Here is a 26607-nt window from a genome sequence, read left to right on the forward strand (position 1 = left end):
AGGCTCCCAGTAGACGACTGGGTTGATAGGCCAGATGTGGAAGCCCTGTAAGGGGTGGAGCTGACTGGTACTAATAGGCCGAGGGCTTGTCCTCAGTTGCTCGCGTCCACTGTGTTAGTTCTGAAGTAACGAACTCGCCTATCCGGCTGGAGTTCAAATTTCATAGTGTTTCGGTGGTCATAGCGTTAGGGAAACGCCCGGTTACATTCCGAACCCGGAAGCTAAGCCTTTCAGCGCCGATGGTACTGCAGGGGGGACCCTGTGGGAGAGTAGGACGCCGCCGAACTTTTTTTAGCCTCAACCCCCGGACTATGTCCGGGGGTTGAGGCATTTTTGCGTTCACGACCCTTTTTCCTTTTAGGCTGAGGGCATGCGCTATGAACTGGTCGTCTTCGACAATGACGGGGTGCTCGTGGACAGCGAGCCGATCGCCAACACCATCCTGGCCGGGTACCTGACCGAGCTGGGGCACCCCACCTCGTACGAGGACTCGTTGCGGGACTACATGGGCGCCGCCGTGCACCGTGTGCACGACCTGGTGCTCGAGCGGTCCGGGCAGCGGCTGCCGGCGGACTTCGACGAGACGCTCCACGCGCGTACCTTCGCGGCCTTCGAGCGGGAGCTCCGGCCGGTGGAGGGCGTCATCGAGGTGCTGGGCAAGCTGGTGGCCGACGGGGTGCCGTACTGCGTGGCGTCGTCGGGGAGCCACCAGCGGATCCGGGTGGGGCACCGCAGGACCGGGCTCGACCAGTGGTTCGGGGACGAGATCATCTTCAGCTCGCAGGACGTGGGGCGCGGGAAGCCGGCGCCCGACCTGTTCCTGTACGCGGCCGAGCGCATGGGCGTCGCGCCGGAGCGGTGCGTCGTGGTCGAGGACAGTCCCCTCGGGGTCGCGGCGGCGCTCGCCGCGGGCATGGACGTGTACGGCTTCACCGGGATGACGTCGGCCGAGAAGCTCGCCGGCGCCAAGGGGACCTTCTCGCGGATGGACCAGCTGCTCGAATTGCTCGTGTGATCCATCTACCCATGGGTAGCCCGCGGGCCTACGCTGAGCGGCCATGACGGATGCGCGGTTGCGGCGTGGGCGGGGCTCACTGGCGTTCAGCTTCTTCGTGCAGGGCGTGGCCTTCGCACTCCTGGTGACGCGCATTCCGGCCGTCCAGGACCAGTACGGGATCTCCGACGGGCTGCTGCCCGCCTTCCTGGCGGCCGTGCCGGTGCTGGCGGGCGCGGGCAGCGTGCTGACCGAGAAGCTCGTCCACCGGGTGGCCCCCAGCGTCGTGCTGCGGTGGGCCCAGCCCGTGGTGATGCTGGCGCTGCTCGGTGCGGGCGCCGGGGACGAGCTGTGGCAGGCCGCGCTGGCGCTGGGGGTGTTCGGGCTCTTCGTCGGCGCCCTGGACGCGTCCATGAACATGCTGGGGGTGAGCCTCCAGCACGCGTACGGGCGCAGCATCATGCTCGGCTTCCACGCCACGTACAGCCTCGGCGGGATCGCGGGGGCCTCGCTGGCCTGGGCGGGGGCGCACTGGCACCTGTCGCTGTTCGTCTCGTACCTGCCGGTGGTCTGCCTGCTGCTGCCCGCGGTGTTGGTGGGGAGCCGGTGGTACGTGGACGGGGCGCCGGCCGAGAAGGCGGCGGAGGGCGGCGCGGGCGGGGTCTCGTTCCGGCTGCTGCTGCCGCTGTGCCTGGTGATGGCGTTCGCGTACATCGGTGACTCGACGGTCTCCAACTGGAGCGCCAAGTACCTCCAGGACGTGCTGGGCAGCTCGGAGGAGCTGGCGACGGTGCCGTACAACGCGTACATGGTCACCACGCTGATCGGGCGGTCCGTGGGCGACCTCGGGGTGCGCAGGTTCGGGGCGGCCGCGGTGGTGCGGGCCGGTGCGGTGCTCGCGGCCTGCGGGTTCGCGGTGGTGGCGGTGGCGCCGGGGGCCTGGACGGGGATGCTCGGGTTCACGCTGCTCGGGCTCGGGCTGTGCGTGATCGTGCCGCAGACGTTCGCGGCGGCGGGGCGGCTGTTCCCGGGGGCGCGCAGCGACGCGGCGATCGCGCGGCTGAACGTCTTCAACTACGTGGGCTTCCTGGTCGGTTCGCCGCTGGTCGGGGTGATCGGGGACGCCTGGAGCTACCGCGGGGCGATGCTGGTGCCGATGGCGCTGGTGCTGGTCACGGTGGTGTACGCCCGCTCGTTCGGCTCGGAGGGCGACCGATACGGTGGCGGGCATGAGCGGCCGCGCACTGTTGATGTGGGATGAAGCTGTCACGGCGTACGACTTCGGGCCCAGCCACCCGATGGATCCGGTGCGCCTGGCGCTGACGATGGGGCTGGTACGGGCGTACGGGCTCGACCGCGCCGTGGACGTGGTCGCCGCCCCTCCCGCGGGCGAGTCCACGCTGCGGCTGGTGCACCGCGAGGACTACGTGCGCGCGGTGCGGGCGGCCTCGGCGGATCCGCGGGCCGCCGACCAGGCGTACGGGCTCGGTACGACGGACGACCCGGCGTTCTCCGGGATGCACGAGGCGTCCGCGCTGATCGCCGGGCAGTCGGTGGCGGCGGCGGAGGCGGTGTGGCGCGGGGAGGCGGCGCACGCGGTGAACTTCGCGGGCGGCCTGCACCACGCGATGCCGGGGGCGGCGGCGGGCTTCTGCGTCTACAACGACGCGGCCCTCGCGATCGCCCGGCTGCTCGAACTGGGCGCGGAGCGGGTCGCGTACGTGGACGTGGACGTGCACCACGGGGACGGCGTGCAGGCGGCCTTCTGGGACGACCCCAGGGTGCTGACGATCTCCCTGCACGAACATCCGCGCACGCTGTTCCCGCAGACCGGCTGGCCGGAGGAGACCGGGGCGGACGGCCCCGCGGAGGGCTCCGCGGTGAACGTGGCGCTGCCGGCCGGGACCGGGGACGCCGGGTGGGTGCGGGCCTTCCACGCGGTGGTGCCCGAGCTGCTCGCCGATTTCCGGCCGGATGTGCTCGTCACCCAGCACGGTGCCGACACCCACTTCGAGGACCCGCTGGCGCACCTGGCGGTGTCGCTGGACGCGCAGCGGGCGGTGCAGCTGGCCTGTCACGACCTGGCCCACGAGTACGTGGCGGGCGGGAAGTGGGTGGCGCTGGGGGGCGGTGGCTACGCGGTGGTGGACGTGGTGCCGCGGTCGTGGACGCACCTGGTGGGGATCGCGGGGCACGCGCCCGTGGAGCCGACGGCGGAGATCCCGGGGGAGTGGCGCGACCTGGTGTACGCGCGGACCCGGGAGGCGGGGCCCTGGCGGATGACGGACGGGCGGTGGCCGGTGGGGTGGGCGTCGTGGGACGCGGGGTACGACCCCTCGGACCGGGTGGACCAGGCGGTGCTCGCGACCCGGCGGGCGGCGTTCCCGCTGCGGGGGCTGCTGGCCTGAAAGCCCCGGGCGCCGGCGGGCGCGGTTACTCCAACTGTGGGGCGCCCGGGCCGTTCCGGGGCTTTTCCCTCCCGAGTCCGGAAGTATCGGCGGGATGTTGAGTGTCGCGGCGCTGCGGGCGCATCTGTTGGCGGCAGGACTGGCGGGGCCCGTGGCCACCTCGCGCGAGGAGAGCCTGCGCAGTTACCGGCTCTTCGCCGCGCGTGATCCGCGGGTGCTGATCGGTCTGGATCCCGAGTGGGGGTGGAGCGAGCGGGACCTGCTGGCGCTGATGGCCGACAAGTGCGGGGTCTCGGCGGATCCGGCGCACCGCTCGGGGCCCGACGTGATCGATCCCGAGCGGACGCTGGGCGCGCTGGACGCGTTCGCCGGGCGGCTCGCGGCGGCGGCGGCGCGGCGGGCTCCCGTACTCTTCGGAACCGGCCATCCGCACCGGCTGCTGGGGTTCTATGCGGATCTCGCAGACGCTTTGTCGGCGGCGGGATGCGATGTACTCGTCCCGGCGCAGGGGCGATGTGTCGACATAGTGACCCGGTTCGGGGTACGCACGTACAACCTTGACTACGTACGGGGAGTCGCGCTGGTGCGGGAACCCGGCGCGCGGGGCGAGGGGCGCGAGACGGGGGCGCACACGCATTCTCCACTGCCGGTTCGGCTGGCCCTGGAGGCCGCCGCGGACGGCGGCGGGCCGCTGCCCGAGCTCGTGGTCGGGGACCACGGATGGGTCTGCGGAGCAGGTCAGCTGGGCATCGAGGCCATCGGCCTGGCCGATACGGACGATCCCGCGCTGTTCGTCGGTGAGGCCGAGGGCCGGGTGTCGGTCGCCGTTCCGCTTGATGACGCTGTGCGGTCTGATTACTACCGACCGCTTACTCGCTATGTACTCAATCGAGCGTGTCTGTCACAGTAGGCGGCCGATGGCAGCTCCTCTTCCCCACTCGTACCACCCGCCCCTAGTCTGGGGAGTGAGCGCATCGCGACGAAGAGTCACCGGAGGGGAAGCCGGTGCGCGTCGCGGGCGGAAGGTACAGGTGGGTCATGGCTGCTGGAGAGAGGCCTCTCAACGAGGTCAAGTTCCTGACCGTGGCGGAGGTCGCCTCGGTGATGCGAGTGTCGAAGATGACCGTGTACCGGTTGGTGCACAGCAGTCATCTGCCGGCGATCCGGGTGGGGAGGTCCTTCCGCGTCCCGGAACAGGCGGTGCACGACTACCTCCGCGAGTCCTACGTGGGGGTCGAGACCGCTTAGGGGGGATTTGAGGTCCGCGGGCGCCGTTCCGGGAGACCGTCGCAACCCCTCGGATTACGTCCCTCACTCGGCGGCGGGTAGGCTAGGCCGACGTAGGTCGTGTGGGCCCAGACGCCCCGCACCGAGTGAAGAGAAGTGAGCGAGGGTAGTCGTGGGCTCTGTTATCAAGAAGCGGCGCAAGCGGATGGCCAAGAAGAAGCACCGCAAGCTGCTCAAGCGCACGCGTGTCCAGCGTCGCAACAAGAAGTAAGCGGCGCTGTACGTGAGGCATTCGCAGCCCTCCCACCGTCCGGTGGGAGGGCTGCGGTGTTTCCGGGGGCGGGGCCGGGCCCGGGATCGCGCCGGAGGCGTGCGCGAGACGTGGCCAAGGAATCGCAAGGAGTGGCCTGCGGTCATCACAGGGCAACGTCCAGCCGCTACGGTGGCGGCTAGGGAGCGTGACCCGGGGTACGCCGTGCCGGATGGCAGCGCGCGGGGCGGGTACCCGGGGACGCCGGGGAACGTCGGGCAACGCCGAGGAACAGGGAAGGCGCAGATCTTGGGGAAGGTCGTGCTCGTCACCGGAGCGGCCCGTCAGCTGGGCGGGCGGCTCGTGCGCCGCGTCCAGCGCGACCCCGAGGTGGAGCGGGTGATCGCCGTCGACGCGGTGCCGCCCGAGCACCACCTGGGCGGCGCCGACTTCGTCCGCGCGGACATCCGCCAGCCGACCGTCGGCCGGCTCCTCGCCGAGCACCGGGTCGACACCGTGGTGCACCTGGACGTCACCGGGACACCGCTGGGCACCGGCGGCCGGGCGTCGGTCAAGGAGACCAACGTCATCGGCACCATGCAGCTGCTCGGCGCCTGCCAGAAGTCCCCGACCGTCCAGCGCCTGGTGGTCAAGTCCAGTACGAGCGTGTACGGGTCGGCGCCCCGCGACCCCGCCGTCTTCACCGAGACCACCCCGCCCAAGTCGCTGCCCAGCGGCGGCTTCGCCAAGGACGCCGTCGAGGTCGAGGGGTACGTGCGCGGCTTCGCCCGGCGCCGCCCCGACGTCGCCGTCTGCGTGCTGCGGTTCGCCAACATCCTCGGCCCGAGCCCGGACTCGCCGCTCGCCGAGTACTTCTCGCTGCCCGTCCTGCCGACCGTCCTCGGCTACGACCCGCGGCTGCAGTTCGTGCACGAGGACGACGTGATCGAGGTGCTGCGCATCGCCTCGCACGACCCGCGCCGCGGGACGCTCAACAGCGGCACCTTCAACGTGGCCGGCGAGGGCGTGCTGCTGCTCTCGCAGTGCTCGCGGCGGCTCGGCCGGCCCACCGTGCCGGTGCTGCTGCCCGCGGTCACCTGGATCGGCTCGGCACTGCGGACCGTCGGGGTGACGGACTTCGCGCCGGAGCAGATCCGGCTGCTCACCCACGGCCGGGTGGTCAGCACCGTACAGATGCGCGAGACACTGGGTTTCGAGCCGAAGTACAGCACCGCTGAGACGTTCGCGGACTTCGCGCGCGGCAGGGGCCCCGGGCTGCTGCCGCCCGACAAGCTGGCCGCGGCGGTCGACCGGATCGCCGCGTCCGTGCCCCGTACGCCCCCGGGCGCCTGAGGACCGGGCCCGCGGTCCCGTACGCACCAGGCCACAGCGCCGGATAAGGAGCGCAAGCAACGATGGCGGACGCCAAGGTCATCCCGTTCGACGACGACCGGTCGCGCGGCGGCACGGCACGTCCGGCACGGCGGCGCGCCCCGGCCGGGAAGCCGCGGAGCGGTGAGCAGGCCCGCCCGGGCGAGCCGTCCCCGGTGAGCCCGCTGCCCGGCCAGCAGAGCGCCCGGCCGGTCCAGGAGGCCCCCGAGGGGCGCCAGGTGCCCGCGGGGACGGCCGGGACCGGGCCCTCGGCCCCCGAGCCCCGCGAGCGGGAGGAGGGCGGCTGGGAGCGCAGGATCGCCGGCGGCCTGTCCTTCCTGCGGCGCCGGATCACCGGGGACTACGAGGTCGACGAGTTCGGCTACGACGAGGAGCTCACCGACCAGGTCCTGATGTCGCTGCTGCGGCCGGTGTACGAGAAGTACTTCCGGGTCGAGGTGAAGGGCGTCGAGAACATCCCGGCCGAGGGCGGGGCGCTGGTGGTGGCCAACCACTCCGGGACGCTGCCGCTGGACGGGCTGATGATGCAGGTCGCGGTGCACGACAACCACCCGGCGGGGCGCCATCTGCGGCTGCTCGCCGCCGACCTGGTCTTCATGCTGCCGGTGGTCAACGAGCTGGCCCGCAAGGCGGGGCACACGCTGGCGTGCGCGGAGGACGCGGAGCGGCTGCTGCGGCGCGGCGAGGTCGTCGGGGTGATGCCGGAGGGCTTCAAGGGGATCGGCAAGCCCTTCAGCGACCGCTACAAGCTGCAGCGGTTCGGCCGGGGCGGGTTCGTCTCGACGGCGCTGCGGGCGGGGGCGCCGATCGTGCCCTGCTCGATCGTCGGGGCGGAGGAGATCTACCCGATGATCGGCAACTCCAAGACGCTGGCGCGGATCCTGGGCTTCCCGTACTTCCCGATCACGCCGACCTTCCCGTGGCTGGGGCCGCTGGGCGCGGTGCCGCTGCCGACGAAGTGGACCATCCAGTTCGGGGAGCCGATCCCGACGGACGGGTACCCGCCGGAGGCGGCGGAGGACCCGATGCTGATGTTCAACCTGACCGACCAGGTGCGCGAGCAGATCCAGCACACCCTCTACAAGCTGCTGGTGCAGCGGCGGTCGGTGTTCTTCTAGGTTCTTCTAGGTCCGGGACGTACGCGTACGGGGGTGGGGCCGGGCTTCTCCAGAAGCCCGGCCCCACCCCCGTAGGCACGGCCCTACTTGGCGTCCTCGCCGTCGATGCCGAGGCCCGGCAGGATGCCCGGCAGCAGCGGCGGCAGGGTGACGTCCGGTGCCGAGGGCGTCTGGCCGCCGCCGGACGCCGGGGTCGACGCCCCCGAGGACGGCGTGTCGAGCAGACCGCCGGTGTTCCCGCCGAGGAGCCCGTCGTCCGGCGCCTTCTCCGAGCCGGACGGCGCGGGCCTGGTGCTGCCCGAGGGGTGCGTGGCCGGGGACGACGACGGGCGGGCGTGCCGCCCCGGGCTCTGACCGCCGGTCCCGGGCTTGTCCGCCTGCCCGGTGGCCGGGGCCTGGCCCTTCTGCGGGGCGCGGGGGAGCAGCGACTGCAGCGGGCCGACCTCGTCGTCTATGGCGTCGAAGACCGAGCTCACCTCTTGGCCGACGTCGGTCAGCTGGACGGGCAGGCGGTCCCGCAGCCCGTTCCACGCGTCGCGGTGCGCGTCGGCGAAGGAGGAGAGCGCGGCCATCGGACCGATCGCGCCGTCCCGCTCGTACGCCTGGTGGAGCAGGCGGTGGCCCTCGGACGCGTCGTGCTTCATGCCGTTGAGCGCGCGGCGGACTTCCGCCAGGTGCTCGTGGTCCATGTCGCCCGTGCGCCCGCGCTCCATCAGTCGGCGCGCCTCGCTCAGCCGGGTGGAAGCCTGGTCCAGGTAGATCTCGCCCCGGTCGGAGTCGTCCTCGGCCATGCCGAGTTTGAGGTCCTCCATGCCGCGCTTCAGCCCGTAGAGCGAGTCACCGGGAAGGGCGTCGGAACTGGCAGCGGCCACACCGGTGAACGCCCCCGCGGCGACGCCGACCGTGAGGCCGCCGGCCGCGAGGCCCTTCGTCCAGCGCGAGCGCGGGCGCAGTTTGCGCAGGGGAGAAGCACGGTGCCGCCCCGGGGTCGTGCGCTGCTCGGGCACCATGGGGCCCGCTGACGCACCCCCCTGGGCGAGCATCGCCTCCATGGCGGCGACGAGCTGGGCCCGCTGCACCACTTTGGTCTCGGGGTCCATCTTCGGCTTCGGCAGCTCGCCGAGCCCGTTCGCCAGGGCCAACAGCCGTCCCTGATCGGCCTGTTCGACCGGTGCGTCAGGCTGCTCGGCCGCCTGATCTTCCAGGGCCTGGGCGAAGGCGTGCGCCCGCCGGTGCGCCGATACGTTCGCGATCACTGGCGGCACCTCCTCTCGTCATGACGGTCGACTCCCCGGGGGGTCCTGAAGGTTGCACGCCTTGAGCACATCCACACGATCGAGTGAGCGACTGCGGACATGGCGTGACCACAGGGAGCCTGCATCCCGCACAACGAGCGGCGCGGCACTTGGGTTACGCACGAAAGATGATCGGACCAGTGCGTCATCGAGCGGTCACCGTGCGTGCGTCGCGGTCAGCGGGCGTCGTCCGGGAGCAGGCGCGCGAGGGTGCGCACGGCCCGGTACTGGAGGGTCTTGATCGCCCCCTCGTTCTTGCCCATCACCCGCGCGGTCTCGGCGACCGAGAGGCCCTGCAGGAAGCGGAGCGTGACGCACTCCTGCTGCTGGGGGTTGAGCTTGCGCACGGCGTCGAGCAGCGCGGCGTTCGACAGGGACTCCAGGACGGAGTCCTCCGGGCTGCGCTCCACCTCGTTGGCGTCGAGCATCTCGCCGGTGGTCACTTCCAGCCGGAAGCGGCTCGACTTGAAGTGGTCGGCGACCAGGTTGCGCGCGATCGTGACCAGCCAGGCGCCGAAGTCGCGGCCCTGCCAGGTGAAGGTGGAGATGCGGCGCAGGGCGCGCAGGAACGTCTCACTGGTGAGGTCCTCGGCCGTGGCCTTGCCGCCCACCCGGTAGTAGATGTAGCGGTAGACGGTGTCGCTGTACTGGTCGTACAGCCTTCCGAAGGCCTCGGCCTCGCCCGACTGCGCGCGCTCGACCAGGTCCATCATGCGGGCGCTGTCGCTGTCCGCGCTGGGGCGTCGGGCGGCCGTCGAGGTGCCGTTGCCGGCGCCGCCCCGGCCGCCCCGTCTGCCGACGGCGGCACCGCCGTCGGCAAGGGCGTAGCAGGGACCGGCGGGTGCCGGTGCGGCGAAGGCGGGGGTGGCGTACGCGGTGGGGACGAAGCCGCGCAAGTGGTCGACGACCGTTGCGCGCAGCGTAGCCAGGCCCGAGGCGTCAACCCCGACGTGTGGGTACACGGGACTCCCAGAGGCAGAGCTTCCATCACGTTCAGTGCGGGACCGTTCACCCGTCGTGGCGACGAGTGGGGGTCCGGTATGCGTCTGAGGAGAATAACGCTTCGTGCAGGGAGCGCTACACCCAGTTGCTCAAATCATCGATTCCGTCGCTTCTGTTACCTCTAGGTGACGGATCAAGTCGCACATCGTGACCGATTGTTGATCGGATTACTTCGCGATCTGGTCAGCTGGGTGCTCTGTTGTGGCCGAGCTGAGAACGGGTGTCTGCGGGGGCCCGGGCGCGGGTAGGACGTACGGAATGCGCGGGCGCGGGCCTGTTCGACCACGTACGGGTGTCGGTACGGCTCCGGGGGCGACGCCACCCGGAGCTACCGCCGGTGTCCGCGCGGGCTGGGCCGTACGGCTCAGCGGCGACGGCGGTGCAGGGCCACCGCGGCGGCCGTGCCGCCCGCCAGGGCGCCCACGCCCGCGGCCGCGGGGATGCCGACCTTGGCCGCCTTGCGGCCGGTGCGGTAGTCGCGCAGCCGCCAGTCGCGCTCGCGCGCGTGCCTGCGCAGCTTGGCGTCGGGGTTGATCGCGTAGGGGTGCCCGACCAGGGACAGCATCGGGATGTCGTTGTGCGAGTCGCTGTAGGCGGCGCAGCGCGACAGGTCCAGGCCCTCGGCGGCGGCCAGCGCGCGCACGGCCTCGGCCTTCGCGGGGCCGTGCAGGGGCTCGCCGACGAGCTTGCCGGTGTAGACGCCGTCCACGGACTCCGCGACGGTGCCCAGGGCGCCGGTCAGGCCCAGGCGGCGGGCGATGATCGTGGCGGTCTCCACCGGGGCGGCCGTGACCAGCCAGACCTTCTGGCCCGCGTCCAGGTGGGCCTGGGCGAGCGCGCGGGTGCCCGGCCAGATGCGGTCGGCCATGTACTCGTCGTAGATCTCCTCGCCGATGGACATCAGCTCGGAGACGCGGTGCCCCTTGACGATGGACAGGGCGCTGTCGCGCGCGTCCTGCATGTGCTCGGGGTCCTCCACGCCGGCCAGCCGGAACCACGCCTGCTGCCAGGCGAAGCGGACCAGCTCGCGGCGCTGGAAGAACTTCCGCTTGTACAGGCCGCGGCCGAAGTGGAAGAGCGCGGCGCCCTGCATCACGGTGTTGTCGAGGTCGAAGAACGCGGCGGCCCGGTCGTCGCCGACGACCGGGAACTGGGGCTCGTCCCCCTTCTCGGGGGGCGCGGCCTCCTCCAGTTCGCGGGAGGTCTTGCGCGCGGCCTCGGCCGCGGCCTCGCCGGCCAGTACGCTCCGGGCCGTCGCCGATCGCTTACGGGGGGTGAGCCATCCAAGTGCGGCCATGCCGTGAGCATAGCCACTGTGTTCGGTACTTCCCGACTCGTCCTGGTGCGATGGCGTGAACTCTCGGCGGCCGCTCTGTTAACCGGGCCAATCGGACACCTCGGCGCGCCCCCGAGAATGGGGGCATGTTCGGGCGAAGGAAGAACCAGCGGAAGGGGGCCGAGGGGCCCCGGGTGGTGACACTGATCGGCAAGCCGGGGTGTCACCTGTGCGACGACGCGCGCGCGGTGGTCGAGGAGGTGTGCGCAGAGACCGGTGCGGTGTGGGAGGAGAAGGACATCAGTACGGACGAGGAGCTGTACCGGGCCTACTGGGAGCAGATTCCGGTCGTCCTGGTGGACGGGGAGCAGCACACCTTCTGGCGCGTGGACCCCGCCCGCCTCAGGCGCGAACTGGGTGCGTGACCGAAAGACGGTTACCATCGTGGACGTTTTGTTGGCTTTGGGGGCGTGGTCGCGAGAGGTGTGTACGGCTTTGCCCCCTTCGGGCCCCCAACGGGTCGCAACCGTCTCCGGTTCCGCGATGACGCGATCCATATGCGTGAGCCCGGTCACTTTGCGCGGACAAAGCGGACACCATCTTTGTGCACGCGTTCACAAAGACATAGCCTGCATTCGACGGGGCGGCCTCGGGACACATGGCCGCCTGCAGCCCCGCTCATCCCGCAGGAGCACCGTGGCAACTGGCCGAACTCACCGACCGGCGACCCGCAGCCGAGGAATCCCCGAGGCCACCGTCGCCCGGCTTCCGCTGTACCTGCGAGCGCTCACCGCACTGTCGGAGCGCTCCGTGCCCACGGTCTCCTCCGAGGAGCTCGCGGCCGCCGCCGGGGTCAACTCCGCGAAGCTGCGCAAGGACTTCAGCTACCTCGGCTCGTACGGGACGCGCGGCGTCGGCTACGACGTCGAGTACCTCGTCTACCAGATCTCCCGCGAGCTCGGCCTCACGCAGGACTGGCCCGTCGTGATCGTCGGCATCGGCAACCTCGGTGCGGCACTGGCCAATTACGGAGGGTTCGCCTCCCGCGGCTTCCGCGTGGCCGCCCTGATCGACGCCGACCCCGCGATGGCGGGCCGGCCGGTCGCCGGCATGCCCGTGCAGCACACGGACGAGCTCGAGAAGATCATCAGCGACAACGGCGTCTCCATCGGCGTCATCGCGACCCCCGCGGGCGCGGCCCAGCCGGTCTGCGACCGCCTGGTCGCCGCCGGTGTCACCTCCATCCTGAACTTCGCGCCCACCGTCCTCTCGGTGCCCGAGGGCGTGGACGTGCGCAAGGTCGACCTCTCCATCGAGCTGCAGATCCTCGCCTTCCACGAGCAGCGCAAGGCCGGCGAGGAGCACGCGGCCGGGGGCGCCGTGCCGCCCGCCGTGCGCACCGCCGACGGCGAGCGCAAGGGACCCGACGGGGACGTGCCCGCGGTGATGCCCGCATGAGCCTCCTCGTCGTCGGGCTGAGCCACCGCAGCGCCCCGGTCAGCGTCCTGGAGCGCGCCTCGCTCGCCACGGACACCCAGGTCAAGCTGTTGCAGGACACCCTCGCGGCCGAGCCGGCCACCGAGGCCACCGTGCTCGCCACCTGCAACCGCATCGAGCTGTACGCGGACGTGGACAAGTTCCACGCCGGGGTCGCCGAGCTGTCCACGCTGCTCGCCCAGCACAGCGGCGTCGGCCTGGAGGAGCTCACCCCCTACCTCTACGTGCACTATGAGGACCGCGCCGTCCACCACCTGTTCTCGGTGGCCTGCGGACTGGACTCGATGGTCGTGGGCGAGGGCCAGATCCTCGGCCAGATCAAGGACGCCCTGGCCCGCGGCCAGGAACTGCACACCGCCGGGCGGCTGTTGAACGACCTGTTCCAGCAGGCCCTGCGGGTCGGCAAGCGCGCCCACAGCGAGACCGGCATCGACCGGGCCGGGCAGTCGCTCGTCACCTTCGGCCTGGAGCAGCTGGCCGCGGGCGAGGCCGTCGACGCCTGGGCCAAGGACAAGACCGCGCTGGTCATCGGCGCCGGTTCGATGTCCTCGCTGGCCGCGGCGACCCTCGCCAGGGCCGGCGTCCAGCAGATCGTGGTCGCCAACCGCACCCGTGCCCGCGCCGACCGCCTCGTACAGATCCTCACCGAGCCCGGCTCCACCGGCGTGGCCGCCCGGGTCGTCGAGATGGCCGCGGTGGCCGACGAGTTGACACGTGCCGACATCGTGGTGTCCTGCACCGGCTCCACCGGCCTGGTGCTCACCGGGGCCGTCATGGAGGAGGCGCGCCGCGGCAGCGCCGCCCCGCTCGCCCTGCTCGACCTCGCCATGCCCCGCGACATCGACGCCGCCGCGCACCGCGTCCCCGGCGTCCGGCTCGTCGACATCGAGTCGCTCGCCGAGGCGTCCGCCGACGCCCCCATGGCCGCCGACGTCGACCAGGTCCGCGCCCTCGTCTCCGACGAGGTGGCCGCCTTCGGCGCCGCCCAGCGCGCCGCGCACATCACCCCCACCGTCGTCGCCCTGCGCACCATGGCCGCCGACGTGGTGGCCAGCGAGGTGGCCCGCCTCGAGGGCCGGCTGCCCGGGCTCGACGAGAAGCAGCGCGCCGAGATCACCCAGACCGTGCGCCGCGTGGTGGACAAGCTCCTGCACGCGCCGACCGTGCGGGTGAAGCAGCTGGCCAGCGAGCCCGGCGGCGCCGGGTACGCGGACGCGCTGCGCACACTCTTCGACCTCGACCCGGAGACGGTGGCGTCCGTCAGCCGGGCCGACACGAACGACACCGACGTCAAGAACCGAGGGCGAGTATGACCGAGAGGGCACTGAGGCTCGGGACGCGGCGCAGCAAGCTCGCCATGTCCCAGTCCGGCCACGTCGCGGAGGCGGTGCGGCGACTCACCGGCCGGGACGTCGAACTGGTGGAGATCACCACCTACGGCGACGTCTCGCGCGAGCACCTCGCGCAGATCGGCGGCACCGGTGTGTTCGTCGCGGCCCTGCGCGAGGCGCTGGTCGCGGGCGACGTGGACTTCGCCGTCCACTCGCTCAAGGACCTGCCGACCGCCCAGCCCGACGAGCTGCTGCTCGCCGCGGTCCCGCCCCGCGAGGACCCGCGCGACGTGCTGGTCGCCCGCGACGGGCTGACCTTCGAGGCGCTGCCCGACGGCGCCCGCGTCGGCACCGGCTCGCCCCGCCGCATGGCCCAGCTGAACGCGTACGCGCGCAGCCACGGCCTGCGCGTCGAGACCGTGCCGATCCGCGGCAATGTCGACACGCGGATCGGATACGTACGCAAGGGAGAGCTGGACGCCGTGGTGCTTGCCGCGGCCGGGCTCAACCGGATCGGCCGGGCCGAGGAGATCACCGAGCACCTCTCGGTGGACACGGTCCTGCCCGCCCCCGGCCAGGGGGCCCTGGCGATCGAGTGCGCGGCGTCCAGCCCCGAACTCGCCGCCGCGCTCGCCGAGCTCGACGACCCGTACACCCGGGTCGCCGTGACCGCCGAGCGATCCCTGCTCGCCGCCCTGGAGGCCGGCTGCAGCGCACCCGTGGGGGCGCTGGCCGACCTGCTGGCCGACGGGCAGATTGTCAACGAAATGCGCCTGCGCGGCGTCGTCGGCACCACCGACGGCTCCGAGCTGGTGCAGCTGTCCACCACCGGTCCCGTACCCACGTCGCACGACGACGCCGTGGCGCTCGGGCGCGAACTCGCGTCCGAGATGCTCGCCAAGGGTGCGGCCGGTCTTATGGGGGAGCGAGCACTTTGAGCCCCACCACCTCTGCAACTTCGGCGCCCTGGAGCCACGGGCACGTCACCTTCCTGGGTGCGGGACCCGGCGACCCCGGGCTGCTGACCCTGCGCGCCGTGGAGGCGCTGGCGGCCGCGGACGTGCTGATCGCCGAGCCGGACGTCCTCGACGTCGTGCGCACGCATGCGCGCGCGGGCGTGAGCACGCCTGAACTGACGGTTGTTGACGACGCGTCAGCATCCGCGGTCCCGGTCCTCAGGGACGCCACCAATCTTGTCATGGAGGCCGCGCGGGGCGGCAGGCGGGTCGTCCGTGCGGTGACCGGGGACCCCGGACTCGACGGGAACTCCGGCTCGGAGATGCTCGCGTGCGCCGCCGAGGGCATCCCCTTCGAGGTCGTGCCCGGCGTCGCCGCGGCCGTCGGCGTGCCCGCCTACGCGGGGGTGCCGCTGCGCGACGCGCAGGGCACCGACGTGCGCTTCATCGACGCGCGCACCGCCGGGGAGCGCTGCTGGACGGAGGTGGGCGCGAGCGACGGGACCGTCGTGGTGTCCACCACCCTGGACGCCGTGGCCGCCGCCGCGGGCGAGCTGGTGTCGGCGGGCCGTAAGCCCGACACCCCGCTCACCGTGACCGTGGCCGGCACCACCACCCGCCAGCGCACCTGGACCGCCACGCTCGGCACCATCGCGCAGGTCTTCAAGCAGGGCAAGGTGCTGCCCTCGCCCGAGGGCCACCGGCCGGTCATAGCCGTGGTCGGTGAGCGCAGTGCCGCCGCCCAGCGCGACCAGCTGTCGTGGTTCGAGTCGAAGCCGCTCTTCGGGTGGCGGGTGCTGGTGCCGCGCACGAAGGAGCAGGCGGCCTCGCTCTCCGACCAGCTGCGCTCGTACGGCGCCGTGCCGCACGAGGTCCCGACGATCGCCGTCGAGCCGCCGCGCACGCCCCAGCAGATGGAGCGCGCGGTCAAGGGCCTGGTGACGGGGCGCTACGAGTGGATCGCCTTCACCTCGGTCAACGCGGTCAAGGCGGTGCGCGAGAAGTTCGAGGAGTACGGGCTCGACGCGCGGGCCTTCGCCGGGATCAAGGTCGCGGCGGTGGGCGAGCAGACCGCGAAGGCGCTGGTCGAGTTCGGCGTGAAGCCGGACCTGGTGCCCAGCGGCGAGCAGTCGGCCGCCGGCCTCCTGGAGGACTGGCCGCCCTACGACCCGGTCTTCGACCCGATCGACCGCGTCTTCCTGCCGCGCGCCGACATCGCCACCGAGACGCTGGTGGCGGGCCTGATCGAGCTGGGCTGGGAGGTCGACGACGTCACCGCCTACCGGACCGTGCGCGCGTCGCCGCCGCCGGCCGAGACCCGCGAGGCGATCAAGGGCGGCGGCTTCGACGCGGTCCTGTTCACCTCGTCCTCCACGGTCCGCAACCTCGTCGGGATCGCGGGCAAGCCGCACAACGTGACGGTCATCGCCTGCATCGGCCCGGCCACCGCGAAGACGGCGGAGGAGCACGGCCTGCGGGTCGACGTCCTCTCGCCCGAGCCGTCGGTGCACAAGCTGGCGGAGGCGCTGGCCGACTTCGGCACCCGGCGCCGCGAGGCGGCCCTGGAGGCGGGCGACCCGGTCACCCGCCCGAGCGAGCGCCGCCCCGGCGCGCGCAGGCGCCGCACCACCTGAGGCACCGTGAGGGCCCGCACCCCGACGGGGGTGCGGGCCCTCACCCATGTCCCGCGCGGGGCCCGCCGGTTGCCCACAGGCGGTCGGCAAGTGGGGGGTGGTGCGCGGCGTAGCGTGGGGGGCATGACTTCGTACGGATCGTTTCCCGGCGCCCGGCCCCGCCGGCTTCGTACCAACGCCACCATGCGCCGCATGGTCGCCGAGACGCGGCTGAGCCCCGCCGACCTGATCCTCCCCGCGTTCGTGCGCGAGGGTGCCGCCGGGCCCGTGCCGATCGCCGCCATGCCCGGCGTCGTGCAGCACTCGCGGGACACCCTGCGCAAGGCCGCCGTCGAGGCCGTCGAGGCCGGGGTCTCCGGGATCATGCTGTTCGGCGTCCCCGAGGACGCCAAGAAGGACGCCCAGGGCACCGCCGGGACCGACCCCGACGGCATCCTCCAGGTCGCGATCCGCGACGTGCGCGCGGAGGTCGGCGACGACCTGGTGATCATGTCGGACCTGTGTCTGGACGAGTACACCGACCACGGGCACTGCGGGGTCCTGGACGCCCACGGGCGCGTGGACAACGACGCCACCCTGGAGCGGTACGCGGAGATGGCCCAGGTCCAGGCCGACGCGGGCGTCCACGTGGTGGGCCCCAGCGGCATGATGGACGGCCAGGTCGGCGTCATCCGCGACGCCCTGGACCAGACCGGCCACGAGGACGTCTCCGTCCTGGCCTACACCGCGAAGTACTCCTCGGCCTTCTACGGGCCCTTCCGGGAGGCCGTCGCCTCCTCGCTGAGCGGCGACCGCAAGACGTACCAGCAGGACCCCGGCAACGTCCGCGAGTCGCTGCGGGAGCTGGCGCTGGACCTGGAGGAGGGCGCCGACATGGTCATGGTCAAGCCCGCGGGTCCCTACCTCGACGTGCTGGCCAAGGTCGCCGACGCGGTGGACGTGCCGGTCGCGGCGTACCAGATCAGCGGGGAGTACTCGATGGTCGAGGCCGCCGCCGAGAAGGGCTGGATCGACCGGGACAAGGCGATCATCGAGACTCTCACCGGCATCCGCCGGGCCGGGGCGCGCATGGTCCTCACCTACTGGGCGACCGAGGCCGCCCTCATGCTGCGCCCGTAGGCTCCGCAGGGCCGGTCCGCGCGTTCCGTCCTAGTCGAGGGCCGCGTCCATGGACGTCTGCCAGTACGAGACCGTCACCGACGGGTCCACGTACACCCCGGCGGCCGGCAGGGCGGGCCGGGCCGCCGGGCCTTCCGAGCCCTTGTCGTCGCGCCCGGTGAACCACACCTCCAGGGACGTGGCCGTGTAGCCCTTCCCGGCGCCGCCGTCGGCCCGGGAGGTCCGTACGCCCGCGTACGCCGACTCGCCCGGCTCCAGGGTCACCACCGCCTGCGGCACCGAGTCGCGGTCGACCCGCGCGGCGGCCTGGGCGTCGCCGAAGCGCAGCGCCGGGGCGTAGTACGCGTAGCAGGGGCGCGAGCCGGTGTTGGTCGCGGTGACGAGCAGGTGATCGAGCGGGCGTGCCACCACGGTGGCGCGCACTTTGACGTTGGCGCCGGTGCAGGTGACCGGGGTGGTGTCGGGCTTGGGCCTGGGCTTCGACACCGGCTTCGGCGCCTCGCGCCTCGGCGCGGGCTTCTCCGGCCGGGGCGTCGAGGGGGCCTGTGGGGCCTGGTCCGTACTGCCGTCGCTGCCGGGGGCGTTGTCGGCGGCGCCCTGGGCGGACGGTGCGGCGGCGGGCTTGTCGGCGGCCGGGGCCGCCGCGTCGTTTCCCTGGCACGCGGTGAGCGCGAGGGCGGCCAGCAGGGTGGAGGCGGCGGCGAGGGCGTGCTTCCTGGCGGTGCGCATGGCGGTGAGGTCTCCCCGTGGGTGGTGCGGATCGTGGTGGGAGTGGGGCGGTGGGCCGGTCCGGCGGTGTGCGTCCGGTGACCGGTGCGTGAGGTCTTCGTGGTGGCGCGGCCGGGCGCTTCAGTGCCGGTGCAGCAGGGCGATGACGATCGCGGTGCAGATGACGAGCACGGTCAGCGCCATCGCGTCGACGGGGCTTGTTCGCATGTCCCCAGCCTGTGGGGCGCCGTCAGGGGCCCGCAATCGGCACGGGACAATGGGGGAAGCTGGAACGGTCGCGCACACGGTGACCTGCGGCGAAGACCACCGCCTGGAACGCGTTCCCGGGACGGTACGAGTGAGGGGGACGGCGGCGTGACGACTGCTGCGGGCGGTTTCGCCGAGCGGGTGCGGGAGCTCAAGGAGCGCTCGGGGCTCAGTTACGGGGCCCTGGCCAAGAAGCTCCACATGAGTACGTCGACCCTGCACCGCTACTGCAACGGCGACGCGGTCCCCACCGAGTTCGCCCCCGTGGAGCGGCTCGCCCGGGCGTGCGGGGCGACCCGCGACGAGATGGTGGCCCTGCACCGCAGCTGGATCCTGGCGGACGAGGCCCGGCGGGGGAGGGGGAGCGCGGCGGAGGCGGCCCCGACGCCCGCACCGGCCCCGGCGGCCCCCGGTCCCGCGCCGGAGGCCGTGACGGCCGCGCAGGCCCCGGGGCCCGCTGCGGAGCCCGAGCCCGCTTCGGCGACCGAGCCCGAGCCCGCTCCCGGGAGCGCTTCCGGCGCGGACCCGGACGCCACCGTCGTCGTCACCGACCGCCCCGCCGCCCCGCCCTCCGGCTCCTCCGGCTCCTCCGGGCGCTTCCCGCGCAAGCGTGCCGTGCTGGTCGCGGCGGCCTCCGCCGTCGTGGTGCTGGCCGTCACCGCGACCGCCGCCGTCGTCACCCAGCGGGACGAGGACCCCGACCCCGGCCGCCGCCCCGTCGCCGGGGCCAGCGCCCCGACCGGCACCGCCGCCCCCCGTGACCTGCCGGCGCGGAAGTCCCCCTCGCCGTCGGCCTCCGCGTCCTCCTCGGCCCCCGCGCCCAGCGGTCCGCCCTCGCCGTCGGACGACGCGCGGGGCCGGGACTCCGGGCCGGAGTACACGGGCACCCCGGTGGCCGTCGGCATCAGCGCGTACAACTGGGAACTGCCCTGCGGCGAGAACTACCTGATGGACCGCAAGCCCGACGAGGTCGTGCCGCCGCCCGCGCCGCAGGACGCCCACCGCTGGGCCGGCACCCTGGGCGCCGTCCAGGGCGGCAGCATGTACCTCCAGCTGACCGCCACCGGCAAGCTCGACCGGGCCGCGGTACTCAACGGCCTGCACGTGCGGATGGTGGGCCGCTCCCAGCCGCTGGACTGGGACGTCTACACGCTGGACAACGGCTGCGGCGGCGGCATCACCCCGCAGACCTTCGACGTCGACCTCGACGCGGGGCGGCCGGTGGCCAGGGCGGTCGCGGGCACCGACGGCGAACTCAAGGTGCCCGCCAAGGACTTCCCGTACAAGGTGTCCGCCAGTGACCCGCAGGTCTTCAACCTGGACCTGCACACCAAGGGTCACGACGTCAGCTGGTACCTGGAGCTGGACTGGAGCCTGGGCGACCGCCACGGCACGCTGCGGATCGACGACGACGGCAAGCCGTTCCGCCTCAGCGCCATCGCGGGCCACGACCAGTACCAGTACCTGCCCGACAAGGGCGAGTGGACGGCCTGGGGCAAGGCCTCCTGAGGTCCGGCACCACGGCATGACGGCGCGGGGCGCCACCGGGATCCCGGTGGCTCCCCGCCCCCTCGCGGGGGTGGGGCGGGGGTGGGTCAACGCCCTGGTGGGGCCGCCCCCGGGGTTTGGGGGGGGGGGGCGCCACCGGGATCCCGGTGGCGCCCCGCGCCGTTCGTCACGCGTGCGTGCTCAGAGGCGCTCGGGCGTGCGGATGCCCAGCAGGGCCATGCCCTGGCGCAGCGTGCGCGCCGTCAGGTCCACCAGGAACAGCCGGTTCTCCACCTGCTCCGGGGTGTCCGCCTTCAGCACCGGGCACTGGTCGTAGAACTTCGTCAGGTGCGTCGCCAGCTCGTAGAGGTACGCGGCCAGCTTGTGCGGCGCGTAGTCCGCGGTGGCCTCCGCGAGCTGCTCGCCGAACGAGTCCAGGTGCAGGCCCAGCGCGCGCTCGGCCGGGTCGAGGGCCAGCTCCGGGTGGGCCGCGGGCTTCGCCTTGCCCGCCTTGCGCAGGATCGACTGGATGCGCGCGTACGCGTACTGCAGGTAGACCGAGGTGTCGCCGCTGAGCGAGACCATCTGGTCCAGGTCGAACTTGTAGTCGCGGTTGGCCGAGGTCGACAGGTCCGCGTACTTCACGGCGCCGATGCCCACGTACCGTCCGTTCTCCACGATCTCCTGCTCGCTCAGGCCCACCTTCTCGGCCTTCTCGCGCACCACGGCCGTGGCCCGCTCGGCGGCCTCGTCCAGCAGGTCCTCCAGGCGCACCGTCTCGCCCTCACGGGTCTTGAACGGCTTGCCGTCCGCGCCGAGCACCGTGCCGTAGCCCATGTTGTGCGCGGTGACCTCGTCGGTCAGCCAGCCGGCCCGGCGGGCCGCCTCGAAGACCATCCTGAAGTGCAGCGACTGGCGCACGTCCACCACGTACAGCAGGGACGTGGCGTGCAGGCCGAACACCCGGTCGCGGATCGCGGACAGGTCGGAGGCCGCGTAGCCGAAGCCGCCGTCCTTCTTCTGCACGATCAGCGGCACCGGCTGGTCGTCCTTGCCGCGGATCTCGTCGAAGAACACCACCAGGGCGCCCTCGGAGCGCACCGCGACGCCCGACTCCTCCAGGAGCCGCGCCGTCTCGGCCATCATGTCGTTGTACGCGGACTCGCCGACGATCTCCTCGTCGCGGATCTCCATGTCGAGCTTCTCGAAGACCGAGTAGAAGTACACCTTCGACTCGTCCACGAACCGCTGCCACAGCGCGAGGGTCCGCTCGTCGCCCGACTGCAGGTCCACCACCCGCTTGCGGGCGCGCTCCTTGAAGTCGTCGTCCGCGTCGAACACCGCGCGCGAGGCCTTGTAGACCCGGTTCAGGTTCGACATCGCCCGGGCGCCGTCGGCGTCGGGGGCGTCGGCGTCCAGCTCCTCGGGGTTCTCGATCAGGTACTGGATGAGCATGCCGAACTGGGTGCCCCAGTCGCCGATGTGGTGGCGGCCGATCGTCTTCTCGCCGGTGAAGTCGAGCATCCCGCGCAGGGCGTCGCCGATCACCGCGGAGCGCAGGTGGCCGACGTGCATCTCCTTCGCCACGTTCGGCTGGGCGTAGTCGATGACCGTGACGCCCGGCTTCTCCTTCAGCGGCACGCCGAGCCGGTCGTCGGCCCAGCGGGCGGCCAGCGTCTCGGTGATCGCCCGGTCGGCGACCGTGATGTTCAGGAAGCCGGGGCCCGAGACCTCGACCTCCTTCAGCGTGCCGCTCTCCCCGAGCGCCCCGACGACCTGGGTCGCCAGCTCGCGCGGGTTGCCCTTCAGCTTCTTGGCCAGCGCCAGGATGCCGTTGGCCTGGAAGTCGGCCCGGTCGCTTCGTCGCAGCAGGGGGTCCGCGGCGCCGGCGTCCGGCAGGGCTGCCGCGAGGGCGTCCGCGAGGTGCTGCTGAACGGTCGAAGCGAGGGAAGGGACCGAGGCCATGAGCTTCCGTTCTGGTCGAGTCTGGTCGGGCTGGGCCGCCGCGCCGGGTCCGGTGTCCCGGCGCTGACGTCCCTGAATCAGGTAGTCAAGTGTCCCACGGGCGGGCAACCTGTTTCCCTCGCCTGTGGACGAGCCGGTGCCGCCCTGTGGACAACCCCGGAGCGGGTTCTTCCGTCTGGGAGGATGGCTACACACAGCTTCGAGAATCCCGAGCAACCAAGGACGTGCCGATCGTGGCTCAGAGCAGCACCGAGACCGACTGGGTCTCCCGTTTCGCGGACGAGGTCATCGCCGAGTCGGAGCGACGTGCGCCTGGGAAACCGGTCGTGGTCGCGTCCGGCCTCTCCCCGTCGGGCCCCATCCACCTGGGCAACCTGCGCGAGGTCATGACCCCGCACCTGGTCGCGGACGAGATCCGCCGCCGGGGCGTCGAGGTGCGCCACCTGATCTCCTGGGACGACTACGACCGCTACCGCAAGGTGCCCAACGGCGTCGAGGGCGTGGACGGGTCCTGGGCGGAGCACATCGGCAAGCCGCTGACCTCGGTGCCCGCCCCGGCGGGCTCGGAGCACGCCAACTGGGCCGAGCACTTCAAGGCCGCCATGGTGGCCGCCCTGGCCGAGCTGGGCGTGGAGTTCGACGGCATCAGCCAGACCGCGCAGTACACCTCCGGCGTCTACCGCGAGCAGGTCCTGCACGCGATGCGGCACCGGGGCGACATCGACGCGATCCTGGCCCAGTACCGCACCAAGCCCAAGCAGCAGAAGAAGTCCCAGAAGCCGGTCGACGAGGCCGAGCTGGAGGCTGCCGAGGGCTCCGGCGCCGCCTCCGAGGACGACGGCGCGACCTCCGCCGGCTACTTCCCGTACAAGCCCTACTGCGGCGGCTGCGGCAAGGACGTCACCACCGTCACGGCCTACGACGACGACAGCACCGAGCTGACCTACGTCTGCGCGGAGTGCTCCTTCACCGAGACCGTGAAGCTCAGCGAGTTCAACCGCGGCAAGCTGGTGTGGAAGGTCGACTGGCCCATGCGCTGGGCGTACGAGGGCGTGGTCTTCGAGCCCTCCGGCGTGGACCACTCCTCGCCCGGCTCCTCCTTCCAGGTCGGCGGCCAGATCGTCGGCATCTTCGGCGGCGAGCAGCCCATCGGGCCGATGTACGCGTTCGTCGGCATCTCCGGCATGGCCAAGATGTCCTCCTCCAAGGGCGGCGTGCCCACCCCCGGCGACGCCCTGAAGATCATGGAGCCGCAGCTGCTGCGCTGGCTCTACGCCCGCCGCAGGCCCAACCAGTCCTTCAAGATCGCCTTCGACCAGGAGATCCAGCGGCTGTACGACGAGTGGGACAAGCTGGAGGCCAAGGTCGCCGACGGCACGGTGCTGCCCGCCGACGCCGCCGCCCACGCGCGCGCCGCCCGCACCGCGGCCGGCGAGCTGCCGCGCACCGCCCGCCCGCTGCCGTACCGCACGCTGGCCTCCGTCGCCGACATCACCGCCGGCGCCGAGGACCAGACCCTGCGCATCCTCACCGAGCTCGACCCGGCCCACCCGGTCGCCGGCCTCGACGAGGTGCGCCCGCGCCTGGACCGCGCGGAGAACTGGATCACCACCCAGGTCCCGGCCGACGCCCGCACCATCGTGCGCACCGAGCCCGACGCCGAGCTGCTCGGCGGCCTCGACGACAGCGGACGCGAGTCGCTGCGGCTGCTCCTGGAGGGCCTGGACAGCCACTGGTCGCTCGACGGGCTCACCACGCTGGTCTACGGCGTCCCCAAGGTGATGGCCGGCCTCGACCCCGAGGCCAAGCCCACCCCGGAGCTCAAGGTCGCCCAGCGCGAGTTCTTCGCCCTGCTCTACCGGCTCCTGGTGACCCGCGAGACCGGCCCGCGCCTGCCCACCCTGCTGCTCGCGGTCGGTGCCGACCGGGTGCGCAAGCTGCTCGGCGCGTAACCGAGGACGTACGCGCGCGAGGCGTGCGCGGAAGGGCCCGCACCCCACCGGGGCGCGGGCCCTTCCGCGTACTGACGCGTACCACCGCGCCCACCGGACGCGACGGGCGGCGGCGCCTTTCGTCCGCACCCCGCTCCACCCGCCGGGCCGCGGGCGCTCCACCCGGACTGCACCCTTCGGCGTACCCGCGCTTCCCCCGCGCGCACGACGAAAGCCGCAGGTCCGCGCGAGAGCGTGGAGCCATGGACAAGGCCACCTACGAAATCGTCAGCGCCGTCGGCTGGATCAGCGCCGTCCAGGGCGGACTCGGCACCGCCGGACGCCTCTGGGGCGAACAGCCCTGGGGGCTGCTGCACAAGTGGTGGGACATCCCCACCCCCGGGTACGTCGTGCTCCTCGCCGTCGGCCTCGCGATCGCGCTGACCGCCGAGGCCGGGCGCAAGCGCGGGGCCAAGGCGGCCCCGGGGGCCCCAGGGGCCTGACCGGCCGTCAGGCGATGTGCTCGGCCGCCATGTCGGCGTTGTAGCGCTGCTGGAACTCCGGCGTCAGCTTGCGCAGCATCGAGGCGCTGCGCGGGTGCTGGAAGCCGTAGTTGTCGGCCAGGAGTATGTCGAGCTGCTCCGGGCTCGGGAAGGCGCCCTGCTCCTTCACGAAGGTGCCGAACACGTCGTACGCCAGCTTGGCGAACTCCGCCTCCGAGGGCTCGTACTCCTCCTCGGGCAGCGGCTCTTGGGCGGGCGCCCCGGCCTGCGCCGGGACCTGCGCCGGCATCGGTGCGGGGACCTGCCCCGGCCTCTGCGCCGGGACCTGCTCCTGGACCTGCTGCGCCACCGGCTCGGGCCGCGGCTGCTGCTCGGGCCCGGGGCCCGCGGGCACCCGCACCGGCGTCGGTTCGAGACCCTCCACGTACGTCGGGTCGTACGCGCCCTCGTACGCCTGCTGCGGCAGCTGCTGCGCCGCGAACCAGGGGCTGCCGTGCTGCGCCGCCCCCTGCTCCTGGGGCAGCGGCGCCCCCGCCGCCTGGTGCTCCGGCTCCACCGGCGGCTCGGCCCCCGGCCGCTCCACCGGTGCCGGCGCCTGCTCCAGCTCGGGCCGCTCGGGCCGCGGCGCCGGGGGCAGCAGCACCGGGTCGACGCCCGCCGCCGCGAGCCCCGCCGGGGCGGTCTCGGCCAGCGGCACCCCGTACCGCGCCAGGCGCAGCGGCATCAGCGCCTCCACCGGGGCCTTGCGGCGCCAGCCGCGCCCGTAGCGGGCCTGGAGGCGGGCCTGGTAGATCAGCCGCTCCTGCTCCAGCTTGATCACCTGCTCGTACGAGCGCAGCTCCCACAGCTTCATCCGCCGCCACAGCCGGAAGGTCGGCACCGGCGACAGCAGCCAGCGGGTCAGCCGCACCCCCTCCATGTGCTTGTCGGCGGTGATGTCGGCGATCCGGCCCACCGCGTGCCGGGCGGCCTCCACGGACACCACGAAGAGCACCGGGATCACCGCGTGCATCCCCACGCCCAGCGGGTCCGGCCAGGCCGCCGCGCCGTTGAACGCGATCGTCGCCGCCGTCAGCAGCCACGCCGTCTGCCGCAGCAGCGGGAACGGGATGCGGATCCAGGTCAGCAACAGGTCCAGGGCGAGCAGCACGCAGATGCCCGCGTCGATCCCGATCGGGAAGACCAGCGAGAAGTCGCCGAACCCCTTCTGCTCCGCGAGCTCGCGCACCGCCGCGTACGAGCCCGCGAAACCGATCCCGGCGATGACGACCGCACCGGCCACCACCACGCCGATGAGTATCCGGTGCGTACGTGTCAACTGCATCGCGGCCACCCGCGATCCCCTCCCGTCGTCGGCATACTGCGGGGCACAGCCTGGCACACGCGTGCGGAGCCCGGCCCCCTGGGGAGGTCCGGGCTCCGCAAAACGCCTGCGCCGCCGTCCACTTGCGGGGCGCGCGACGGGTCACGCGACGGGTCGGCCGTCAGCCGTGACGACCGGTCACTTGTTGGCCGCGACGACCGCGGCGACGGCCTCCTTCGCGGCCTTCTGCGCGTCCGCGAGCACGTCGGAGCCCTTCGGGCTGTCCGCGCCCGCGTAGCCGGCGCCGTTGTACGACAGCGTCACCACCGCGTTCTCCGTACGCGTCACCACCGTCGCGTACCGGAACGAGGCGCCCCGCTCCAGGTCGTACGTCACCACGCTGGCCTGGCTGCCCAGGCCCGCCACCGGCGCCGTCTTCACGTTCTTCGCGCCCTGCGTCGCCTGGGCCTTCGACAGCTCCTTGGCGAAGTTCTGCTGCGCGCGCTTCTCGCCGGAGCCCAGCGCCGCGTCCGAGTCGTAGCGCAGCAGCGACACGTCGAGCCAGCGGTACTGCGAACCGTCCACGCCCTTGTCCACCAGACCGTTCCACCGGCAGCTCGCCCGGCTCATCAGGTCCTTCGACGTCCCGGGCGTCCCCGACTTCGACGCCGCCTTCGGCACCAGCTCGTCCACCGTCTTCGCCGCCACGACCTTGCAGGCCACCGGGAGCTTGGTGTACTTCGCCGGGGCCACGGCGGGCGCCGACTCCTTCTTCGCCGAGCCATCCGACGACGACGCCGACGCGGCACCGTCCTTCGTGCCCTTCGCGTCCTTGTCCGAGTCCGACGAGCAGCCGGCGGCCACGAGCACCACCGGGACGGCTGCGCAGGCGAGTATGCGGGAGAGTCGGGCAGATCGGCGCATGGTTCCTTCAGTCGCTCGG

General features: G+C 72.6%; 24 protein-coding genes and 2 rRNA genes. 19 read left to right on the forward strand and 7 right to left on the reverse strand.

Features of this window, described 5'->3' with window-relative positions:
• The 10 genes from ABT160_RS17590 to ABT160_RS17635 all read left to right on the forward strand — a co-directional run.
• Positions 1 to 94: ribosomal RNA gene (locus ABT160_RS17590) — 23S ribosomal RNA — on the forward strand; the annotation flags it as partial.
• A gap of 75 nt (positions 95 to 169) precedes the next feature.
• Positions 170 to 286 (forward strand): 5S ribosomal RNA (gene rrf, locus ABT160_RS17595).
• Between the two features lie 84 nt (positions 287 to 370).
• Positions 371 to 1015: an HAD family hydrolase gene (locus ABT160_RS17600; protein WP_351648440.1), complete on the forward strand. Its 645-nt coding sequence runs from the start codon at positions 371 to 373 to the stop codon at positions 1013 to 1015.
• Between the two features lie 43 nt (positions 1016 to 1058).
• Entirely contained in the window at positions 1059 to 2255 is a 1197-nt protein-coding gene (locus ABT160_RS17605) for an MFS transporter (protein WP_351648442.1), read from the forward strand.
• Entirely contained in the window at positions 2224 to 3402 is a 1179-nt protein-coding gene (locus tag ABT160_RS17610) for an acetoin utilization protein AcuC (RefSeq protein ID WP_351648443.1), read from the forward strand. The genes ABT160_RS17605 and ABT160_RS17610 overlap by 32 nt, the downstream gene beginning before the upstream one ends.
• A 94-nt stretch (positions 3403 to 3496) precedes the next feature.
• Positions 3497 to 4312, forward strand: a complete 816-nt coding sequence (locus ABT160_RS17615) for a phosphatase (RefSeq protein ID WP_351648444.1) — start codon at positions 3497 to 3499, stop codon at positions 4310 to 4312.
• A 128-nt stretch (positions 4313 to 4440) separates the two neighbouring features.
• Positions 4441 to 4650, forward strand: a complete 210-nt coding sequence (locus tag ABT160_RS17620) for a helix-turn-helix domain-containing protein (protein WP_351648446.1) — start codon at positions 4441 to 4443, stop codon at positions 4648 to 4650.
• A gap of 151 nt (positions 4651 to 4801) precedes the next feature.
• Positions 4802 to 4900 carry a 30S ribosomal protein bS22 gene (locus tag ABT160_RS17625; RefSeq protein ID WP_003948845.1) on the forward strand — a complete coding sequence of 33 codons (99 nt, stop codon included), beginning with the start codon at positions 4802 to 4804 and terminating at the stop codon, positions 4898 to 4900.
• A gap of 288 nt (positions 4901 to 5188) precedes the next feature.
• Positions 5189 to 6232, forward strand: coding sequence for an NAD-dependent epimerase/dehydratase family protein (locus tag ABT160_RS17630; protein WP_351648447.1), 1044 nt, complete (start codon positions 5189 to 5191; stop codon positions 6230 to 6232).
• 62 nt (positions 6233 to 6294) lie between these two features.
• Positions 6295 to 7389, forward strand: a complete 1095-nt coding sequence (locus tag ABT160_RS17635) for a lysophospholipid acyltransferase family protein (protein WP_351648448.1) — start codon at positions 6295 to 6297, stop codon at positions 7387 to 7389.
• Between the two features lie 83 nt (positions 7390 to 7472).
• On the opposite strand, the gene ABT160_RS17640 is transcribed toward ABT160_RS17635, so the two are convergent.
• From ABT160_RS17640 to ABT160_RS17650, 3 genes are all read right to left on the reverse strand, one after another.
• On the reverse strand, positions 7473 to 8645 hold the full coding sequence (locus ABT160_RS17640; RefSeq protein WP_351648449.1) for a DUF5667 domain-containing protein: 1173 nt from the start codon (positions 8643 to 8645) through the stop codon (positions 7473 to 7475).
• Between the two features lie 215 nt (positions 8646 to 8860).
• Entirely contained in the window at positions 8861 to 9646 is a 786-nt protein-coding gene (locus ABT160_RS17645) for an ECF subfamily RNA polymerase sigma factor, BldN family (RefSeq protein ID WP_351648450.1), read from the reverse strand.
• A 404-nt stretch (positions 9647 to 10050) separates the two neighbouring features.
• Positions 10051 to 10983: an HAD family hydrolase gene (locus ABT160_RS17650; protein ID WP_351648451.1), complete on the reverse strand. Its 933-nt coding sequence runs from the start codon at positions 10981 to 10983 to the stop codon at positions 10051 to 10053.
• A gap of 125 nt (positions 10984 to 11108) precedes the next feature.
• Between ABT160_RS17650 and ABT160_RS17655 the strand changes: the two genes are divergently transcribed.
• The 6 genes from ABT160_RS17655 to hemB all read left to right on the forward strand — a co-directional run bounded on the left by ABT160_RS17655 (position 11109) and on the right by hemB (position 17499).
• Complete coding sequence (locus ABT160_RS17655) at positions 11109 to 11387, forward strand: glutaredoxin family protein (protein ID WP_351648452.1); 279 nt, start codon at positions 11109 to 11111, stop codon at positions 11385 to 11387.
• Between the two features lie 271 nt (positions 11388 to 11658).
• Complete coding sequence (locus tag ABT160_RS17660) at positions 11659 to 12420, forward strand: redox-sensing transcriptional repressor Rex (RefSeq protein ID WP_351648454.1); 762 nt, start codon at positions 11659 to 11661, stop codon at positions 12418 to 12420.
• Positions 12417 to 13772 (forward strand): glutamyl-tRNA reductase, encoded by a 1356-nt coding sequence (locus ABT160_RS17665; protein WP_351648455.1) that lies wholly within the window; start codon positions 12417 to 12419, stop codon positions 13770 to 13772. Before ABT160_RS17660 ends, ABT160_RS17665 begins: the two co-directional genes overlap by 4 nt.
• Positions 13769 to 14728, forward strand: a complete 960-nt coding sequence (gene hemC, locus ABT160_RS17670; protein WP_351648456.1) for a hydroxymethylbilane synthase — start codon at positions 13769 to 13771, stop codon at positions 14726 to 14728. The genes ABT160_RS17665 and hemC overlap by 4 nt, the downstream gene beginning before the upstream one ends.
• Complete coding sequence (locus ABT160_RS17675; RefSeq protein ID WP_351648458.1) at positions 14725 to 16380, forward strand: bifunctional uroporphyrinogen-III C-methyltransferase/uroporphyrinogen-III synthase; 1656 nt, start codon at positions 14725 to 14727, stop codon at positions 16378 to 16380. Before hemC ends, ABT160_RS17675 begins: the two co-directional genes overlap by 4 nt.
• A gap of 123 nt (positions 16381 to 16503) precedes the next feature.
• Positions 16504 to 17499: a porphobilinogen synthase gene (hemB, locus tag ABT160_RS17680; protein ID WP_351648459.1), complete on the forward strand. Its 996-nt coding sequence runs from the start codon at positions 16504 to 16506 to the stop codon at positions 17497 to 17499.
• Between the two features lie 30 nt (positions 17500 to 17529).
• Here hemB and ABT160_RS17685 read toward each other — a convergent pair whose 3' ends face one another.
• Positions 17530 to 18228, reverse strand: coding sequence for a DUF4232 domain-containing protein (locus tag ABT160_RS17685; protein ID WP_351648460.1), 699 nt, complete (start codon positions 18226 to 18228; stop codon positions 17530 to 17532).
• Between the two features lie 354 nt (positions 18229 to 18582).
• On the opposite strand from ABT160_RS17685, the gene ABT160_RS17690 reads away from it, so the two are divergent.
• The gene (locus ABT160_RS17690; protein ID WP_351648461.1) at positions 18583 to 19983 is read left to right on the forward strand and encodes a helix-turn-helix domain-containing protein; all 1401 of its coding nucleotides are present in this window, start codon (positions 18583 to 18585) and stop codon (positions 19981 to 19983) included.
• 180 nt (positions 19984 to 20163) lie between these two features.
• Here the strand turns inward: ABT160_RS17690 and argS are convergent, their stop codons facing one another.
• On the reverse strand, positions 20164 to 21927 hold the full coding sequence (gene argS, locus ABT160_RS17695) for an arginine--tRNA ligase (protein ID WP_351648462.1): 1764 nt from the start codon (positions 21925 to 21927) through the stop codon (positions 20164 to 20166).
• 224 nt (positions 21928 to 22151) lie between these two features.
• Between argS and lysS the strand changes: the two genes are divergently transcribed.
• Positions 22152 to 23879, forward strand: coding sequence for a lysine--tRNA ligase (gene lysS / locus ABT160_RS17700; RefSeq protein ID WP_351648463.1), 1728 nt, complete (start codon positions 22152 to 22154; stop codon positions 23877 to 23879).
• A gap of 242 nt (positions 23880 to 24121) precedes the next feature.
• Complete coding sequence (locus tag ABT160_RS17705; protein WP_351648465.1) at positions 24122 to 24361, forward strand: hypothetical protein; 240 nt, start codon at positions 24122 to 24124, stop codon at positions 24359 to 24361.
• Between the two features lie 7 nt (positions 24362 to 24368).
• On the opposite strand, the gene ABT160_RS17710 is transcribed toward ABT160_RS17705, so the two are convergent.
• Together ABT160_RS17710 and ABT160_RS17715 are read right to left on the reverse strand one after the other, a co-directional pair.
• Positions 24369 to 25694: a DUF2637 domain-containing protein gene (locus ABT160_RS17710; RefSeq protein WP_351648466.1), complete on the reverse strand. Its 1326-nt coding sequence runs from the start codon at positions 25692 to 25694 to the stop codon at positions 24369 to 24371.
• A 168-nt stretch (positions 25695 to 25862) separates the two neighbouring features.
• Complete coding sequence (locus ABT160_RS17715) at positions 25863 to 26588, reverse strand: DUF3558 domain-containing protein (RefSeq protein ID WP_351648467.1); 726 nt, start codon at positions 26586 to 26588, stop codon at positions 25863 to 25865.
• Positions 26589 to 26607 lie beyond the last annotated feature (19 nt).

The organism is Streptomyces sp. NPDC001941 (genome assembly GCF_040296945.1).
Classification (GTDB): Bacteria; Actinomycetota; Actinomycetes; order Streptomycetales; family Streptomycetaceae; genus Streptomyces.